The sequence below is a fragment of the Shinella fusca genome, from assembly GCF_014203155.1.
Lineage (GTDB): Bacteria > Pseudomonadota > Alphaproteobacteria > Rhizobiales > Rhizobiaceae > Shinella > Shinella fusca.
In genome coordinates, this window is sequence record NZ_JACHIK010000004.1 from 116,008 (window position 1) to 133,310 (window position 17,303).

Annotated in this window: 17 protein-coding genes and 1 pseudogene; 9 read left to right on the plus strand and 9 right to left on the minus strand. The window is 66.5% G+C overall.

The features are described 5' to 3' along the window. Positions 1-44: 44 nt before the first annotated feature. Complete coding sequence (locus tag HNQ66_RS07600; protein WP_184142537.1) at positions 45-1,544, minus strand: ABC transporter substrate-binding protein; 1,500 nt, start codon at positions 1,542-1,544, stop codon at positions 45-47. 26 nt (positions 1,545-1,570) lie between these two features. Then, positions 1,571-2,443 carry a DMT family transporter gene (locus HNQ66_RS07605; RefSeq protein WP_184142540.1) on the minus strand — a complete coding sequence of 291 codons (873 nt, stop codon included), beginning with the start codon at positions 2,441-2,443 and terminating at the stop codon, positions 1,571-1,573. A gap of 239 nt (positions 2,444-2,682) precedes the next feature. On the opposite strand from HNQ66_RS07605, the gene HNQ66_RS07610 reads away from it, so the two are divergent. The 3 genes from HNQ66_RS07610 to HNQ66_RS07620 are packed head-to-tail and all read left to right on the plus strand — an operon-like array spanning position 2,683 to position 5,955. Continuing rightward, positions 2,683-3,879 (plus strand): sialidase family protein, encoded by a 1,197-nt coding sequence (locus HNQ66_RS07610; RefSeq protein WP_184142542.1) that lies wholly within the window; start codon positions 2,683-2,685, stop codon positions 3,877-3,879. Next, complete coding sequence (gene pdxA, locus HNQ66_RS07615) at positions 3,876-4,832, plus strand: 4-hydroxythreonine-4-phosphate dehydrogenase PdxA (RefSeq protein WP_184142544.1); 957 nt, start codon at positions 3,876-3,878, stop codon at positions 4,830-4,832. The genes HNQ66_RS07610 and pdxA overlap by 4 nt, the downstream gene beginning before the upstream one ends. A gap of 4 nt (positions 4,833-4,836) precedes the next feature. Further along, positions 4,837-5,955 carry an iron-containing alcohol dehydrogenase gene (locus tag HNQ66_RS07620; protein WP_184142545.1) on the plus strand — a complete coding sequence of 373 codons (1,119 nt, stop codon included), beginning with the start codon at positions 4,837-4,839 and terminating at the stop codon, positions 5,953-5,955. A gap of 135 nt (positions 5,956-6,090) precedes the next feature. Here the strand turns inward: HNQ66_RS07620 and HNQ66_RS07625 are convergent, their stop codons facing one another. Then, positions 6,091-6,792: a FadR/GntR family transcriptional regulator gene (locus tag HNQ66_RS07625; RefSeq protein ID WP_184142546.1), complete on the minus strand. Its 702-nt coding sequence runs from the start codon at positions 6,790-6,792 to the stop codon at positions 6,091-6,093. 3 nt (positions 6,793-6,795) lie between these two features. After that, on the minus strand, positions 6,796-7,824 hold the full coding sequence (locus HNQ66_RS07630; protein ID WP_184142549.1) for a four-carbon acid sugar kinase family protein: 1,029 nt from the start codon (positions 7,822-7,824) through the stop codon (positions 6,796-6,798). A 129-nt stretch (positions 7,825-7,953) separates the two neighbouring features. Between HNQ66_RS07630 and HNQ66_RS07635 the strand changes: the two are divergent. Continuing rightward, a pseudogene (locus HNQ66_RS07635) lies at positions 7,954-8,190 on the plus strand (erythromycin esterase family protein); the annotation flags it as partial. A 54-nt stretch (positions 8,191-8,244) separates the two neighbouring features. On the opposite strand, the gene HNQ66_RS07640 reads toward HNQ66_RS07635, so the two are convergent. Beyond that, a complete protein-coding gene (locus HNQ66_RS07640) occupies positions 8,245-8,421 on the minus strand; it encodes a hypothetical protein (protein ID WP_184143305.1) in 177 nt (58 codons plus the stop codon). Between the two features lie 9 nt (positions 8,422-8,430). Beyond that, positions 8,431-8,988 (minus strand): BON domain-containing protein, encoded by a 558-nt coding sequence (locus HNQ66_RS07645; protein WP_184142551.1) that lies wholly within the window; start codon positions 8,986-8,988, stop codon positions 8,431-8,433. Positions 8,989-9,059: 71 nt separating this feature from the next. Between HNQ66_RS07645 and HNQ66_RS07650 the strand changes: the two genes are divergently transcribed. Then, positions 9,060-9,329 carry a DUF2188 domain-containing protein gene (locus HNQ66_RS07650; protein ID WP_184142553.1) on the plus strand — a complete coding sequence of 90 codons (270 nt, stop codon included), beginning with the start codon at positions 9,060-9,062 and terminating at the stop codon, positions 9,327-9,329. 3 nt (positions 9,330-9,332) lie between these two features. Here the strand turns inward: HNQ66_RS07650 and HNQ66_RS07655 are convergent, their stop codons facing one another. Then, positions 9,333-9,971: a UdgX family uracil-DNA binding protein gene (locus HNQ66_RS07655; RefSeq protein WP_184142556.1), complete on the minus strand. Its 639-nt coding sequence runs from the start codon at positions 9,969-9,971 to the stop codon at positions 9,333-9,335. A 69-nt stretch (positions 9,972-10,040) separates the two neighbouring features. Beyond that, a complete protein-coding gene (locus tag HNQ66_RS07660; RefSeq protein WP_184142559.1) occupies positions 10,041-10,541 on the minus strand; it encodes a YciE/YciF ferroxidase family protein in 501 nt (166 codons plus the stop codon). 210 nt (positions 10,542-10,751) lie between these two features. Here HNQ66_RS07660 and HNQ66_RS07665 point away from each other — a divergent pair, with 210 nt between their 5' ends. After that, positions 10,752-12,533 carry an ABC transporter ATP-binding protein gene (locus HNQ66_RS07665; protein ID WP_184143277.1) on the plus strand — a complete coding sequence of 594 codons (1,782 nt, stop codon included), beginning with the start codon at positions 10,752-10,754 and terminating at the stop codon, positions 12,531-12,533. A 6-nt stretch (positions 12,534-12,539) separates the two neighbouring features. Here HNQ66_RS07665 and HNQ66_RS07670 read toward each other — a convergent pair whose 3' ends face one another. Beyond that, positions 12,540-13,853, minus strand: a complete 1,314-nt coding sequence (locus HNQ66_RS07670; protein WP_184142562.1) for a GGDEF domain-containing protein — start codon at positions 13,851-13,853, stop codon at positions 12,540-12,542. Between the two features lie 351 nt (positions 13,854-14,204). On the opposite strand from HNQ66_RS07670, the gene proV reads away from it, so the two are divergent. From proV to HNQ66_RS07685, 3 genes are read left to right on the plus strand one after another with little or no spacing between them, the layout of a single operon-like run. Beyond that, positions 14,205-15,437 (plus strand): glycine betaine/L-proline ABC transporter ATP-binding protein ProV, encoded by a 1,233-nt coding sequence (gene proV, locus HNQ66_RS07675; protein ID WP_184142565.1) that lies wholly within the window; start codon positions 14,205-14,207, stop codon positions 15,435-15,437. 24 nt (positions 15,438-15,461) lie between these two features. Next, on the plus strand, positions 15,462-16,346 hold the full coding sequence (locus tag HNQ66_RS07680; RefSeq protein ID WP_184142568.1) for an ABC transporter permease: 885 nt from the start codon (positions 15,462-15,464) through the stop codon (positions 16,344-16,346). A 50-nt stretch (positions 16,347-16,396) separates the two neighbouring features. Then, positions 16,397-17,272, plus strand: coding sequence for a glycine betaine ABC transporter substrate-binding protein (locus tag HNQ66_RS07685; RefSeq protein WP_184142571.1), 876 nt, complete (start codon positions 16,397-16,399; stop codon positions 17,270-17,272). Positions 17,273-17,303: the final 31 nt, after the last annotated feature.

A 17,303-nucleotide genomic window follows, 5' to 3' on the forward strand; every position in this document is an offset into this window, starting at 1 on the left:
TGATTGCTGTTGTGGCCGGCGAACGCAGGGTTCGCCAGAGGCATTTACTTGATCTTGATCTCCGAGAGCTGGAGCGTCCCGTTCGTCGCCATGGTGGGCGTGAAATCGAGACGTTCGGAAACCCGCGAGAAGCCGACCATGTGGAACAGGAGCACATCGGCGACGACGTCGTCATGCAGATAGGCGATGAGTTCCTTCCAGAGCTTGGCGCGTTCATCGCCGACGGCGGCCGAAGCGCGCTTGATCAGGTCGTCGACCTTCGGATCGGAGAAGCCGGACTGCGTGCCTTCGGAGTCGTACTTGAAGAACATCGAGAACGACGGGTCGCCCTTGGAGTTGTCATGCATGGCGGCGACGAGGATCGGGCCGCGGCCTTCCTTGAAGGGCTTGGAGTAGTACTGCTCGTGCTCGGCGACCTCGACGAACTTCAGGTCGATCTTGAAGCCGACGTCCTGGAGCTGCGCCTGGATGGCCTCCATGATCTCGGTGACGTTCGGGAAGTTGGCCGTGCGGGCGATGATGGTGATCGGCGTGTCGACCTTGACGCCGTCGGCCTTGGCTTCTTCCAGGAGCTTCTTGGCGCCGTCCGGATCGAACGGGAAGACCTTCACGTCCGGATTCCAGCCGAGCGTCGGCGGCGGCACGATGGCGGTCGCCAGCAGCGCGCCCTCGGGCACCAGCGTGCCGAGGAAGGCCTGGCGGTCGATGGCAAGGTTCAGCGCACGGCGCACGCGCACGTCGTTCAACGGCTCGATATTGTGGTCGATGCGCAGGTAGACGGTCTCGCTGTCGAGATAGGAGAAGTCGGTCGCCGGGTTGGTGGCGTCGAGCTGCGAGATCGACGGGGAAAGGTCCGCCTCGCCGGTCTGCACCATGGCGGCGCGGACGGACGGATCGGCGCGGAAGAGATAGGTCGCTTCCGTCACTTCCGGCTTCTCGCCCCAGTAGTCGTCGCGGGCGGTGAGCACGATCTGCTGGCCCGGCGTCCATTCGGTCAGCTTGTAGGGGCCGGTGCCGACGGGCTCGCGCACGAATTCCATCGGCGTTTCCTCCGGAACGATCGTCAGCAGCGACATCAGTAGCGGCAGGATCGGCTGGACCGGATCGGCCTTGAAGTCGATCGTGTAGTCGTCGACGACGGTCGGCGTGATCGTCATGCCGCCGAAGTAGCGGCGCGACTCGCAAGAGTTCTTGTCGCTCATGATGCGGTTGAAGCTGTGCTCGACGTCCTTGGCGTCGAAGCCCGTGCCGTCGGAGAACTTGACGCCCTGGCGCAGGTGGAAGCGCCAGCTGCCGTCGGCGTTCTGCTCCCACTTCTCGGCAAGGCGCGGCATCAGGCCCTTGTCGCCGCGCACGTCGAGCTCGGTCATCGTCTCGCTGACATTCTCCATGATGACGCGGCCGATATTGGAGCGCGTCGCCATGCAGGGCTCGAGCAGGTCGGCCTCTTCCGGAAGCACGATCTTGATCGGGCCGGACCCGGCGAAGGCGGTCGAAAGGGTGGACCCCAGCATGAGGGCACCCAGGATGAGCATTTTTTTCACGGCATTTCCTCCCTAGTGAAAGTCGTTCAGGCAGATGTCGGTTTTCCCGATCGCGCGGCGATCAGTGCCGCGCAACAGATGAGCCCGCCGCCGCACAGCGTCGTCAGGGCGATGTTTTCGCCGAACAGCGCGAACCCGCCGAGCGCCACCAGAGGCAGGCGCAGGAAATCGACGGGGGCGACGATGGTGGCGGGGGCGAGCGAGAAGGCATGGGTCATCAGCCCCATGCAGGCGGCGCCGATGACGCCCTGCAGCGCGAGCAGCCCCATCTCCTTCGATCCGGGCATGGTCCAGAACGGAAGCGCGAAGAGGAGCGCAATCGGCACGGTCAGGAGAAGGTTCCAGACGACGAGCGTTCCGGTCGCATCCCCCTTCGACATGGATTTGAGGATGAGCTGGATGGCCGACTGGAGCACCGCGCCCGCAAGCGCAAGAAGAATGGCAAGGCTGAAGCCGGCGCCGGACGGCCCGATGACGAAGAGCGCGCCGACGAAGCCGATGGCGACGGCGCCGATCATCGCCGGGCCGGGCCGTTCGCCGAGCGTCAGTGCGGCGCCGAGCACGAGAAAGACCGGCGAGGTGAAGGCGATGGCCGTGACGTCGGCAAGCGGACCCCAGCTGAAGGCGGCGAAGAAGGCGACCATGGCGAGAAGCTTGAAGCCTGCGCGCACCGCATGCTGGCGCAGGGGATGGACCGAGCGCAGCACCGAGGGGCGCAGGGCGATCCACGGAAGAAGCACGACGGCGCCGAAGAAGGCCCGGAAGAAGCCGATGACGAACGGATGCACCGCACCGTCGAGGGCGCGCACGATCACCGCATCGCTCGCCGCCAGGATGGCGGCGCCGACGGCAAAGATGACGGCCGCCCTGGCCTTCGGGGGTTTGCCGGTTACCGGCATGGAATCCTCCTTCCCGGCGTCCTCCCGCCGGCTTGACCAGACCATCCCCTTTTCAGGCAAGTTTGTCAATTTGTTTCGCAATGTAAAATCGTACGTTTTAAAACCATAAAAATTATTCGTTTTAAATCAGTTATTTATGTAAAGATAACAGCAAAAATTAGAAGACGAGTAACATACTTAAACTTGACAACTTTGGAAATTTCGCGATTTTCGACACCATGCAGGAGGAGGAGCGCGAAATGGACCCGCAAGAAATAGCCCGCAACATGAATGGCCTGCTCCAGGCCGTTTCGCCCGAGCGCGCGGAGGCCCTGCTGCCCTCGCCCATGGTGCAGAACCATGCGGCGTTCCTGCACATGCTCTCCGACGGGGCGCTCGTCTGCGCCTGGTTCGGGGGCACGCTGGAAGGCAAGTCGGACATCTCCATCTTCGCCTCCGTCCTGCCGCAGGGCGCGACGCAATGGGGGCCGCCGCAGCGGCTGAGCTTCGATGCGGATCATTCCGAGCAGAACCCGGTACTCTTCACCGCCCCGGACGGCCGGCTCTGGCTCTTCCACACCTCGCAGCCCTCCGGCAACCAGGACGAATGCCGCATCCGCATGGCCGAAATCCGGCGCGACGCATCCGATCCGCTGGTGCTGACCGCATCCGAAGGCCGCTACCTCGACCTGCCGCGCGGCTGCTTCGTGCGCGCGCCGCTGGTGGTGCGCGACGACGGGGCGTGGCTGCTGCCGATCTTCCGCTGCGTCCAGCGTCCCGGCCAGAAATGGAACGGCAGCCACGACACGGCCGCCGTCGGCATTTCGCCGGATCAGGGCGCGACCTGGCGGCTGGAGGATCTCGGCCAGTCCATCGGCTGCGTGCACATGTCGCCCGTCTCGCTGGGCGAAGGGCGCCTTGCCGCCTTCTTCCGCCGCCGGCAGGCCGACCATGTCTACCGCACCGAGAGCCGCGACGGCGGGCGCTCCTGGTCCGCGCCTGCGGCCAGCGACGTGCCGAACAACAATTCCTCCATCGCCGCCGTCCACCTTTCGGACGGGCGGGTCGCGATGATCTGCAATCCCGTCAGCGCCGCCCAGTCGGCAGACAGGCGCGTCTCGCTCTATGACGAGCTCGGCGAAAACGACGACCGGCCCGACGCGGATCCGGCCGGCGGCTGCGTACCCGTCTGGGGCGTGCCGCGCGCGCCGGTCGCCCTTTGCCTTTCGGAAGACGGCGGGAAGACCTTCCCCGTGCGCCTTCTCATCGAGGACGGCCCGGGCACCTGCCTTTCCAACGACTCGACCGACGGCCGCAACAAGGAAATGTCCTATCCCTGGCTACTGGAAGGGCCGGACGGCACGATGCACCTTGCCTACACCTACCACCGGCGCGCCATCAAATATGTCCGCCTTGCCCCCGGCTGGGCGAGCGCCGACGCACGGAGACTTTCATGAGCAACATCATCGGCATAACCATGGGCGACCCGTGCGGGGTCGGCCCGGAGATTTCCGTCCGCGCGCTGGCCGGCATGTCCTCCGGGGAACGGGCGACGATCCGCATCTACGGCAATCTCGCGACGCTCGAGGCCGCCCGCACGGCGCTCGGCATCGATATCGACCTTGCCCCTTACGTCGTGGACCTTCCCGTCGAGGGGGCGCCGCTGCCCTGGGGACAGCTCAGCCCCGTGGCGGGCGACGCCGCCTTCCGCTTCATCGAGAAGGCGGTGCGCGATGCCGAGGCCGGCGTGATCGGCTGCATCGTCACCGCGCCCATCAACAAGGAGGCGCTGAACCTTGCGGGCCACCACTACGACGGCCATACCGGCATGCTGCGCAGCCTGACCGACGCCAAGGCGGCCTATATGCTGCTCGCCTCGGACCGTCTCAAGGTCATCCACGTCTCCACCCATGTCTCGCTGCAGGAAGCGATCCGCCGCTCGACGACGGAGCGGGTGCTGGCGACCATCCGGGCGGGCAACGCCCACCTCAAGCGCATCGGCTATGCCGCCCCGAAGATCGCGGTCGCCGGCATCAACCCCCATTGCGGCGAGAACGGCCTTTTCGGCACGGAGGACGACGACCAGATCGCGCCGGCCGTCGCCGCCGCGCGCGCCGAGGGCATCGACGTGCAGGGCCCGATCTCGGCCGACACCGTGTTCTACCGCGCCTATTCCGGCGCCTTCGACCTGGTGGTGGCGCAGTATCACGACCAGGGCCACATCCCGATCAAGCTCGTCGCCTTCGACACGGCCGTCAACGTCTCGGTGGACCTGCCGATCGACCGCACCTCCGTCGACCATGGCACGGCGTTCGACATCGCCGGCAAGGGCATCGCCAATCACGGCAACATGAATTCCGCCATCGCCTATGCCCGCAAGCTCGTGGCCGGCGACGCCAAGCGAGGATGACACCATGACCATCGCTCCCATCACCCTTCACCAGCCCCGCCGCCTTGCCGTCGGGGCCGGCACGGTCGCGGACGTCGGCGCCTGGGCGGGCGATGCCGCCACCATCCTCGTTATCGCGACGCCGGTCACCGCCGGCTTTGCGGATCGCCTGAACCTTTCCGGCCGCGTCACCGTCTTCGACGCGATCCCCGGCGAACCGGATATCGTAACCCTCGACGCCGCGCTCGACGCCGCGCGGCGGGCGAGGCCCGACCTCGTCGTCGGCCTCGGCGGCGGCTCGGTGCTCGATGTCGCCAAGCTCGTCGCCGTGCTGTGGGACAGCGAGCAGACGCTCGCCGACGTCGCCGGCCCGAACCGCGTCGCCGGCCGCCGCACGCGGCTCGCGCAGGTCGCCACCACCGCCGGCACCGGCTCGGAAGCCGGCATCCGCTCGCTGATCACCGACCCCGCCAAGGGCAACAAGATCGCGGTCGAAAGCCCGCACATGATCGCCGACTTCGCCGTGCTCGATCCGGAACTCACCTATTCCGTGCCGCCGGCCGTGACCGCCGCCACCGGCGTCGACGCCATGGCGCATTGCGTCGAGGCCTTCACCAACCGCCGCGCCCATCCGATGATCGACGGTTTCGCCCGCATGGGCTTCCGCCTCGTCGGCAAATATCTCGCCCGTGCCGTGAGGGACGGGGCGGACACGGAGGCGCGCGAGGGGCTGATGCTCGCCTCCTACTACGGCGGCATCTGCCTCGGCCCGGTGAACACCGCCGCCGGCCACGCCATCGCCTACCCGCTCGGCACGCGCCTGCGCCTGCCGCACGGCCTTGCCAATGCGGTCATCTTCCCGCACGTCCTTGCCTTCAACCGGCAGGTGGCGGCGGACAAGACGGCGGAAGTGGCCGAAGCGCTCGGCCTCGGCGAGAACCTTTCCACGGAAGCGCTGCTCGACACCGCCTGCGGCTTCTGCCGCGACCTCGGCATCGAGATGTCGCTTGCCGCGCACGGCGCGATGGCGGACGACCTGCCGCTCTATGCCGGCGAAGCCCACGCCAACCGCCGCCTGATGGACAACAACCCCATCGACATGAGCGTGGAAGACGTCCTCGCCATCTACAAGGCGGCCTTCTAGAAGGACCGCCGATCCTCCCAAGGGAAAAGCCGCCGGATCGCTCCGGCGGCCTCTTTCGTTTGGCGGGCAGCCGAAGCCTCCCCCACCGTCGTCAAGCCCGAGCATGACGGAAGAGAGAGGGAAAGTGAACGAAGCCTACTTGCTCGTCTGGAACAGGCGCTCGCGCGAGCCGCTGAGGTGGTCGTGCATGAGCTGGCGGGCCTTGGCGCCGTCCCGGCGCGTAATGGCGTCGGCGATCGCCTCGTGCTCGGCGAAGACCCGGCTGAGGCCGGTCGTCTCGCGCTTTACCGAGGCGCCGTGGAAGCGCATGCCGACGGCGATATGGTCCTTGAGGGCTTCCATGGCCGTGAAGAAATAGCTGTTCTGCGCCGCGCGGGCGATGGCGAGATGGAACTGGAAGTCCGCATCCTCGCGGTGGGACTGCCGGTTGGTGGCGTCGCGCATCAGCTCGAGCGCCTGGCGGATGGCGCTCATCGTATCGGCGTCGTGGCGCTCCGCGGCCGCAGCGGCCGCGGCCGGCTCGACGGTCAGGCGGAACTCGTAGCAGTTGAGGAGATCGGCGACGTTTTCGAGCTGCCCGAAGCCGAGCGGCTCGCGCATGCCGACGGCGCGCACGAAGCTGCCGGCGCCCCGGCGCGAATAGATGAACCCCTGCTCGCGCAGCCGCCGCAGCGCCTCGCGCACGACGGGGCGGGAAACCTCGAACTCGATCGCCAGGTCATGCTCCGTCGGCAGCCGCTCGTCCGCCTGGTAGGCGCCCGACTTGATGGCGCGGTGCATGCGCTCGAAGACGATGTCGCCGAGGCTCTTGCGTGCTGTTCCGTTCTCCAGTCCCATCTGTCATCCCGTCCTGCGGAGGATTTCCTCCGCGATCTCCTTCAGCGTCTCCGGCCCGCCGAATCCGCCCGATTTCGCGATGATGCAATGTCCCTCGGCGTGCGCCAAGCCCAGGCCGGGCAGGCATTCCCCCATCAGGCGAAACCGCGTGATCCCCATTTTCGAAAGCACGGCCTCCGCCGTCGCCCCACCGGAAAGAAGCAATGTCGATGCGCCCTCCGTCAAGGCTGGGCAGACACTTTCGGCAAGCGCTAGCGAAACCGCCTGCCCCGTCGCGGCCGTCGCGCCCGGCACGGCCTGCACCAGCGTGATCGCGCCCGCGTCACGCACGGCGCCGGGAAGGCGGCCGTTCGGCGCCGGCAGGTAGCGCGGATCGACGGCCGCGCGCAGCGCCTCGATCTGGGCAAGGGTGATCGGATCGCGCGAACCGATGACGAAGAGCCCCCTGCCCGCGGGGATTTCCGCGGCCCGCGGCGCTACATCCCCGGCCATCCGCTCGGCCAGCGCCTCGGCAAGGCCGCGCGCGCCGATGAGGAGGTCGACGCCGTCCTCGATCGCAAGATCGAGCGCCGCTGCCATGTCTTGCGCGGTCATCGTGTCGGGGATGCGGGCCCGCGCGGCATGCCGGCCGAGCCTTTCCGCGACGGAGATCGGCGTTTCCACGCCGAAGCCCTGCACATGGCCGTTCCTGACCACCCGGCCGAAGGCCGGGATCGCCGGCGCCACCAGCGCCGAGCGGAACGGCACGGCGTCGAGCTCTTCGGCGATATGGCCCTTGAGGCGGGAATCCACCTTCTTGAAGAGGCGCGTTCCGGGCGGCAGCGCGGCAAGCGCGGCGGCCGCCACGTCACGCGCCGCGGCGGCGTCGATCTCGCGCGAGGCAAGCGTGACCGAGAGAACGGCCGGGTTTTCCCGCACCGCCGCCGCAATGGCCCCGACATCCAGGGCCACCTCGACATGGAGCCCCCGGCTCGCGAAAGGCGCGGCCGTATCCAGCGCTCCCGTCAGGTCATCGGCGACTATGGCAAGCATGCAGAACCCGTTATTTGTTGTTATCTTTATAACGCGCTTCAATATTGAAATGTCAATGTAATTCTACTGGAATTAACAAATCTTGTCCACGCCGGAAACCCGGCCGGAACAATGCCTCCCACAGCCGGCTTCTTCGACCGTTTCGCGGACCGCCGCGTCGTCCTCCTCGGCGAGGCGAGCCACGGCACGTCGGAATTCTACCGCGCCCGCGCCGCCATCACGCAGCGCCTCATCGAGCGGCACGGCTTCACCATCGTCGCGGTGGAGGCAGACTGGCCGGATGCCGCCGCCGTCGACCGCTTCGTGCATGGCGGAACGATGGAAGGGCGGGAGCCGCCCTTTCGGCGCTTTCCAGCCTGGATGTGGGGGAGAACGGCCGGGACAGGTGCCGGACACGTTCCCGTTCGGGCTTTGAGCCCGTTACCGCACATGCCGGGCAGGATCGTCGTTCTCGTCCGGATTGGGGGTCGGGTCCTCGTCGGGCAGGCGGTCGGGCTCCGGCTCCTTGATCGGCGGAACCGGCTTGTCGATGGGCGGCAGGTCCGGCACCGGGTTCGGGCCGGGCTGCGGATTGGGATCGTTCGGAATGATGGCCATGGTGATCTCCTACTCGTCTGCGTCGCGCGGCAGGTGGCTATCGACGCCGCGGGCAAGCAGCCCCTCCGCCTTGAGGCCGCGCAGGCCCTTCACCCCGCGCAGAAGCGCGATGAGATGGCGCCGGTCCTCCTCGCCGTCGACCGAGCCGTCCAGTTCGACGACGCCGTCGCGTATGGTGATCTCCAGCAGGGCGAGATCGACGCGGGGATCGTTCTCGAGCGCCTGCGTGATGCGCTCCTCCAGGTCGTCGTCCGCGATGACGTCCTCGCTGCCGTCGAAAAAGGGCAGCGGCGCGCCGTCGACGTCGCGCAGCTCGGGGTCCGCGGTCACCTCGACGCCCTTGTTGTCGCGCACGTCGAAATTGGCGCCGGGCGCACCATAGGAGGCATTCTCACCTGCCTTGCGGTCGCCGTCGCTGTCCGAATAGGGCCAGCCGTCGCGGGTGTCGCGCTCCTCGTAGTCGCGAAAATCCTCTTCGCGGGAGCCTTGCTTGCGGTCGTTCATCGCCTTCTCCACTTCGTCGCTCGTGCCTTTGGCTGTGTGGATCGAACCGATCAGGGCGGCCATTGTTCCACCGCCCGGAACCATTCGCCGCGCGGCCAGTTGCCCCTCCAGCGAAACCGGACAAGGAGCATCCCATGCCGATCACCTATCATGTCGTGCCGCACGAGGACGGATGGGCCTATCGGCTGGAGGACGTCTTTTCCGAAACCTTCCCGAACCATGCCGACGCGCTCGCCGCCGCCCGCATCGCCGCCGAGCGCCACGAGCAGACCGACGAGGACCGCTTCATCTCCTATCAGGCGGAGGACGGAAAATGGCACAACGAGGTGGCCGCGGGACGCGACCGGCCGGAAACGGAAATCAGCGATTGCGCAAAGACGGCAGGCGACGATCCCGCCGCATGATCCTCAGCCTTCGAGGTAGGGCTTGATCTTCCGCAGCTCCGCCACGAAACGCCCCCTTTCCTGCTCGGCATCGGGGCGGCCGCGCGTGCGCAGGAGCGCGGAGGGATGGACGGTGATCAGCGTCGGTATACCGCTTTCCGTCTCGACGATGCGGCCCCGGTCGGCGGTGACGGCATGGCGCTTTCCGAGAAGGGCGAAGGTCGCCGTCGCGCCGAGGGCGACGAGGAGTGCCGGCTTCAGCCGCGCGATCTCCCCGCCCAGCCACCAGGCGCATTGCCGGACCTCGCCGGTGTTCGGCCGTTCGTGGATGCGCCGCTTGCCGAACCGCTTGAACTTGAAATGCTTGACCGCATTGGTGAGGTAGCAGTCCGCCCGGTCGATGCCGGCCTCTTCGAGGCAGCCGTCGAGGAAGCGGCCCGCCGGCCCCACGAAGGGATGGCCGAGCTGGTCCTCCCGGTCGCCCGGCTGCTCGCCGACCAGCAAGACCCTCGCGCGCGTCGCGCCTTCCCCGAAGACGACCTGCGTCGCCTCGCGGTAGAGGTCGCAGCGGCGGCACTCCGCCGCCGCCGCATGCATGGTTTCGAGATCGTCCTGCGCATGCTCCTGAAAGGCCGGCGCGGGGGCGTTCACCTTCTTCAGCATCGTCTTGGGTCCCGGGTCGCGATGGCCTTGGGCGGAAGGCGGCCGGGATGGCCGCCGTTCCGTGCGGCGTCAGGCCGCCTTCTTCGCCTTCGGATTGGCGGCCGTCTCGGCGAGCTTCGTCAGCTTCTTGTCGGTTGCCGCCTCCTCGTCGAGATTGGCCTGAAGAAGCGGAACCGCCTTGTCGAGGCCGATCTGACGGGCCCAGGCGATCAGCGTGCCGTAGCGGGCGATCTCGTAATGCTCCACGGCCTGCGCGGAGGAGATGAGGCCGGCATCGAGCGCCGCCGTGCCCTTGAACTCGTCCATGATCTCCTCGGCTTCGGCGATGATGCCCTGGATGGCTTCGCAGGTCTTGCCCCGGGCATTCTTGCCAAGGAGCTCGAAGACCTCTTCGAGGCGCTCGATCTGGCCCTGCGTTTCGTCGCGATGGTGGAGGAAGCCCTGCTTGCCCTCTTCCGACTGCGCTGCCCGCGCCATCTTCGGCAGGGCCTTCAGGATCTGCTTTTCGGCGAAGTAGATGTCCTTGAGCGTATCGAGGAACAGGTCGTCCAGTGTCTTCTCGGTTGCCATTGATATCTCCATGGGTTGAGGGAACGGATACCAATCGCAAGGCCGGCCGAATGTTCCGTGACGCGGAGACTTTCCCGCCGCGGCACGCGGTAAACCGCCCTGCCACACTCATAAAATCGTGGCCGGGGCAAAAAACCTGCGGCGCGGCCGGCAAAGACAGGGTAATCGAGCGTCATGACTCAAGGACCGATACCGAAAGCCCGCATGCCGATGCGTGACCTCCTGAAGCGCTTTGCATTCTACTACCGCCCGCATCGCGCCCTCTTCGCGCTGGATTTCTCCTCCGCCGTCGCCGCCGGCCTGCTGGAGCTCGCCTTCCCCGTCGCCGTCACGCTCTTCATCGACCGGCTGCTTCCGACCGGCCGGCTCGACCTCATCGCGCTCGCCGCCGTCGGCCTCTTCCTCATCTACCTCCTCAATGCGGGCCTCCAGGTCATCGTCACCTATTGGGGCCACATGCTCGGCATCCGCATCGAGGCCGAGATGCGCCGCAAGGCCTTCGACCACCTGCAGAAGCTCTCCTTCGGTTTCTTCGACAACCAGAAGACCGGCCATCTCGTCGCAAGGCTGACGAAGGACCTCGAAGAGATCGGCGAGGTCGCCCATCACGGGCCGGAGGACCTCTTCATCGCCATCATGACGCTGGTCGGCGCCTTCTTCCTCATGCTCTGGGTGCACGGGCCGCTGGCGCTGATCACCGCCGTCATCGTGCCGCTGACGGCCTTCGTCACCACCCATTACGGCGCGCGCATGACCTCGACCTGGCACGCGATCTACGGCCGCGTCGCCGATTTCAACGCCCGCATCGAGGAGAATGTCGGCGGCATCCGCGTCGTGCAGGCTTTCGCCAACGAGGACCACGAGCGCCGGCTCTTCGCCGAGAGCAACCGCAACTATCTCACCACCAAGCTCGAGGCCTACAAGGTGATGGCCGCGTCCGCCTCGCTCTCCTATCTCTCCATGCGCTTCGTGCAGGTGGTGGTGATGCTGGCGGGTGCGTGGTTCGTCACGCGCGGCGAGCTCTCTGCCGGCGGCTTCGTCGGCTTCCTCCTCCTCGTCAACGTGTTCTTCCGGCCGATCGACAAGATCAACTCGATCATCGAGACCTATCCGAAGGGCATTGCCGGCTTCACGCGCTATACGCAGTTCCTCGATACCGAGCCGGACATCATGGACCGGGCGGGGGCGAAGGACGTCGCGCGGCTTGCGGGCGATATCGAATACCGCGGCGTCGGTTTCGGCTATGGCGGCGGAAGGGCGGTCTTTGCCGGGCTCGACCTTGCGGTGAAGGCGGGCGAGACGGTCGCCTTCGTCGGCCCGTCGGGCGCCGGCAAGACGACGATCTGTTCGCTGCTGCCGCGCTTCTACGAGGTGGCTTGCGGCGCGATCACCATCGACGGCATCGACATCCGCGACATGACGCTGAAATCGCTGCGCTCCAATATCGGCATCGTGCAGCAGGATGTCTTCCTCTTCGCCGGCACGGTCCGCGAGAACATCGCCTACGGCCGGCTCGGGGCGGGCGAGGCGGAGGTCCGGGACGCGGCCCGCAGGGCGCGGCTCGACGACGTGATCGCCAGCCTGCCGGACGGTCTCGACACGGTCATCGGCGAGCGCGGCGTGAAGCTCTCCGGCGGGCAGAAGCAGCGCCTCGCCATTGCCCGCATCTTCCTGAAGAACCCGCCGATCCTCATCCTCGACGAGGCGACGTCGGCGCTCGACACCGAGACGGAACGGGCGATCCAGCAATCGCTCGCCGAGCTTTCCGAGGGCCGCACGACGCTCGTCATCGCCCACCGCCTCGCCACCATCGCGAATGCCGACCGCATCCTCGTCGTCGACGAGGGCCGCATCGTCGAAAGCGGCACCCATGCCGAGCTCATCGCGCGCAAGGACGGACGGTACAGGAACCTTCAGGCGGCGCAGACGGAGAGCGGAAAAACGCCGCCCGCGGCAAAGGTGGCCTGCCCGGCGGACGGCGAGCCCTCCTGAGGCGCCTTACCCGCGATCGAAGATGACGCGGTTGCGGCCGGCCGCCTTGGCGGAATAAAGGGCGTGGTCGGCACGCGAGATGCCCGAACTGACGCTCTCGCCCGGCGCGCAGATCGCGGCCCCCATGCTGGTCGAGACCGGCAGGCACGTCTTGGCGACGAGGAAGGGCTGCGCACAGACCGCAAGCCGGATCTCCTCGGCGACCGCAAGAACGTCCGTCATGCCCTCCGGCCGGGCGAGAACGATGGCGAACTCCTCGCCGCCCATGCGCCCGAAGCAATCCTCCGCCTGGAGCACGGCGTTGCAACGCCGTGTGAACTCGACGAGGACCAGGTCCCCGACGCCGTGGCCGTACTTGTCGTTGATGGTCTTGAAGTGGTCGATATCCAGCATGAGGAAGGCGACCGGCCGGCCCTTCCCGTGGCGGCGGTCGGCCTCCTCGAAGAAGCGGCGCCGGTTCATCGCCCCCGTCAGCGGATCGGTGTCCGCCAGCACTTTCAGCTCCCGGGCATAGGCCCGTTCGCGCGTGACGTCGATATAGAGGTTGACGTTGAAATTGCCGATCGTGCGGTGGCGGAACTGGATCGTCCGCCGCTCGCCGCGCGCCGTCGCCACGTCGAGGTCGAACGGCGTCATCTCGCGGTTCTCGGCGCGCGCGGCGGCAATCGACGTGTACCATTGCGAGCGTGCGAAGGCGCGGTAGTCGGGATCCGGATAGGCAAGCCGCCACCAGTCGTCGATATTGGCGATATCGTCCTGCGAATAGCCGAACATGTCCTTGAAGGTCGAATTCGCGAACTGGATCTGGTCGTCGGCGCTGGCGATCTCGAAGCCGAAGGGCAGCCAGTTGAGCAGGGAAAGGACGTTCTCCTGCCAGCCCGCCAGCGTGACGGAGCCTTGCGGCGGGGCATCCATGAAGGTCAGCAGCCGCAGGGTCTCGCCCTCGACGACGATCTTGGTCGCCTGCACCATGAGGACGCGCTCCTGCCCCTGCACGACGGCGCGGATGAGGAAGGGCTCTCCCGGCACGCCGACGGGCGCGACACTCCAGATCTGGCCCAGCATGAGCGTCGCCTCGGGGCCGACGAGGCCCTCGACCGGATGATCGCGGAAGGCTTCTAGGCCGATGCCGAAGAGGATCGCCGCGTTGCGGTTCGCATAGCGCACCGTCAGCACGGTCTTCTCCACCAGCACCATCGGAGCGCCGATGCAGTTCATCCAGAAATCGAGTTCCTGCCAGGAACGGCCCGAAGCCGGCTCCCCGCATGCCGCATCGTTCGATGCATCGCCAATCGAAGCTGCGATTTCAGGCTTCTTCATGCGTTCGACACTCACAACGGACCGGCGCGACGCTTCACGCCTCGCGCGAGACTAGGGTGTCGGCGTAAGGATTTGGTTTACTCGATAAAGCGTGAACGGCGGCAGCGGCTTGCTCCTTCGGAAACCCCGCGAAAGCATTCCATTTTCCGTGCAACAGGAAACGGTAAATAGAATTTTTTTCCGTAAGTGTGGACATTACGGCATCGCCATGCCATAAGGTGTCCAAATTGCGACGCGCTATCTTTTTTGCGAAACCCTTTCGCATGCGCGTCTTTCATCCCGCTGATTGCTTCATCGGCTCAAGGCAGACAAAGGAGAGCGCCCCGCTTGCGGAGCCGGGCCCAGGACAATATGGCATTTTCAACTGAGAGCGGCCTTCCGGCAGACGACCGGCCGGTCAAGATCAGTATCAGGAACGTTTTCAAGGTTTTCGGCGAGCGCCCGGAAAAGGCGCTCGCCCTTCTCGAAGCCGGCAGGACCAAGGCGGAGATCCACGCCGCGACGGGCTGCACCATCGGCGTCAACGACGCCAGCTTCGATATCCGCGCCGGCGAGATCTTCGTCATCATGGGGCTTTCGGGTTCCGGAAAATCCACCATGCTGCGCCTCGTCAACCGGCTGATCGAGCCCACCTCCGGGGCGATCGAGATCGACGGGCGGGACGTCGCGCGCATGCCGCGCAGCGAACTGATCGCGCTGCGCCGCCGCGACATCAGCATGGTCTTCCAGTCCTTCGCGCTGTTGCCCAACCGCACCGTCATCGACAATGCCGCCTTCGGGCTGGAGGTCGCCGGCGTCGGTGAGGCCGAGCGCAGGGAGCGCGCCCGCGCCGCGCTGCGCGCCGTCGGGCTCGACGGATACGACGACAGCCGCACGGACCAGCTTTCCGGCGGCATGAAGCAGCGCGTCGGCCTTGCCCGGGCGCTTGCCGGCGAGCCTTCGATCCTGCTGATGGACGAGGCCTTTTCCGCGCTCGACCCGCTCATCCGCACGGAGATGCAGGACGAGCTTGTCCGCCTCCAGGCCGAGCACAGCCGCACCATCGTCTTCGTCAGCCACGACCTCGACGAGGCCATGCGCATCGGCGACCGCATCTGCATCATGCAGAACGGCGAGGTGGTGCAGGTGGGCACGCCCGACGAGATCGTGCTGAAGCCGGCCAACGACTATGTGCGGTCCTTCTTCCGCAATGTCGATGTCTCGCAGGTCTTCCGCGCCGGCGACGTCGCCCGCAAGACGCAGGTGACGATCATCGAGCGGCAGGGCGTTTCCGCCGCCGCGGCACTGGAGCGCATGGAGCACTACGACCGCGAGGTCGCCATCATCCTCGGCCGTGACAAGACCTATCACGGCATGGTCAGCCGGTCCTCGCTGATCGAGACCGCCCGCGACGGGGCGAGCGATCCCTACCGCCGCGCCTTCCTGCCGGACATCGAGCCGATCCCCGCTGCCGAGAGCCTTTCCAACGTACTCGGCAGGGTCGCCGCCAGCGCCTTTCCGGTGCCGGTCGTCGACGAGGCGAACCGCTACCTCGGCTCCATCAGCAAGTCCGCGCTTCTCGAAACGCTCGACCGCACCGCCTGACCGCGCCCCTTCGGAGACAATCCCATGACTTTCGATATCGGTGACGGCGTCGACAGCGCCGTCAACTACATCCTCGACAATTTCGCCCCGCTGCTCGATTTCATCGCCGCCGCCATCGGCGCGGTGACGAACAGCATCCAGGCGCTGCTGCTGGCCGCGCCCATGCCGCTCGGCCTTGCCGTCTTCATGCTGCTGTCGCTCTGGCGCGTCGGCTTCGGCTTTGCCGTCTTCACCGCCCTCTCGCTCTGGCTGGTCGACCATATGGGCCTGTGGCCCGCCATGATGGAGACGCTGTCGCTGGTCATCGCCTCGACGCTCGTTGCCATGCTGATCGGCCTGCCGCTCGGCATCGCCATGGCGCGCAGCAACCGGGTCGCCGCCGTCGTGCGGCCCGTGCTCGACCTCATGCAGACCATGCCGGCCTTCGTCTACCTCATCCCGGCGGCAATGTTCTTCGGCCTCGGCGCCGTGCCCGGCACCATCGCGACGGTCATCTTCTCGATGCCGCCCGTCGTGCGTCTCACCAATCTCGGCATCCGCCAGGTGCATGTGGAATTCATCGAGGCCGGCAACGCCTTCGGCTGCACGGCCTCGCAACTGCTCTTCAAGGTGCAGCTTCCCAATGCGCTGCCCTCCATCATGGCCGGCATCAACCAGACGATCATGCTGTCGCTCTCCATGGTGGTCATCGCCTCGATGATCGGCGCGGGCGGCATCGGCAACACGGTGCTGACCGGCATCCAGCGCCTCGACGTCGGCACCGGCTTCGAGGGCGGCATCGCCGTCGTCATCCTCGCGGTGATCCTCGACCGGATCACCCAGAGCCTCGGGAAGGAGCGCGCCAGCTTCTGGCGCGGCCTTTTCCGCCGACAGGCAGACCAGCAGGTGGCCTCCACCGCTGCGGCCTGAAAAGGGCGGCCCCGCGCCGCCACATGCGAACCTTCCAAAAAGGAGCAAAGATGTTAAAGACACTCGTTACAATGAGCCTTGCAGCCGGTCTCTTCGCCGGCACGTTCGGCACGGCATTCGCAGAAGACAAGGCGCCGGTGAAGATCGGCTGGGCTGCCTGGTCCGACGCCGAATTCGTGACCAAGCTCGCCGCGAAGCTCATCGAGGACGAGCTCGGCCGGAAGGTCGACCTGGTCCAGACCGACGTCGCGCCGCTCTACCAGGGCGTCGCCCGCGGCGACCTCGACGCCATGATGATGGCCTGGCTGCCGCAAACCCATGCCGACTACTTCGCCAAGGTGAAGGACAAGGTGACGACGCTCGGCACCGTCTATGACGGGGCGAAGCTCGGCTGGGTCGTGCCGAAATACATTCCCGAGGATGCCATCTCCTCCATCGAGGACCTGAAGAAGGACGAGGTGAAGGAGAAGCTGAAGGGCCGCGTCGAGGGCATCGACCCGGGCGCCGGCCTCACGCGCCTTTCGGAAGAGGCCGTCAAGGACTACGGGCTCGACGGCTACAAGCTGCAGATATCCAGCGAGGCCGGCATGCTGACGACGGTCGACCGGGCGATCCGCAAGAAGGACTGGTTCGTCGCCACCTCCTGGAGCCCGCACTGGATGTTCGGCAAGTACGAGCTTCGCTACATCGACGACCCGAAGGGCGCGCTCGGCGAAGCCGAGCATGTCGACGTCCTCGCCCGCAAGGATTTCGAGAAGGACGATCCGGAAGTCGCCGGCTTCCTGTCACGCATGAAGCTGCCGATCGGCGATCTCGAAGCGGCGATGTTCGACGCCCAGGAGACCTCTTACGAGAAGGCCGTCGACAAATACATCGCGGCCCATCCGGACGAGGTCAAGGCCTGGCTCGGCAAGGAAGACGGCTGATCCCGCGCCTCGATGCAAAAAACGCCCCGCG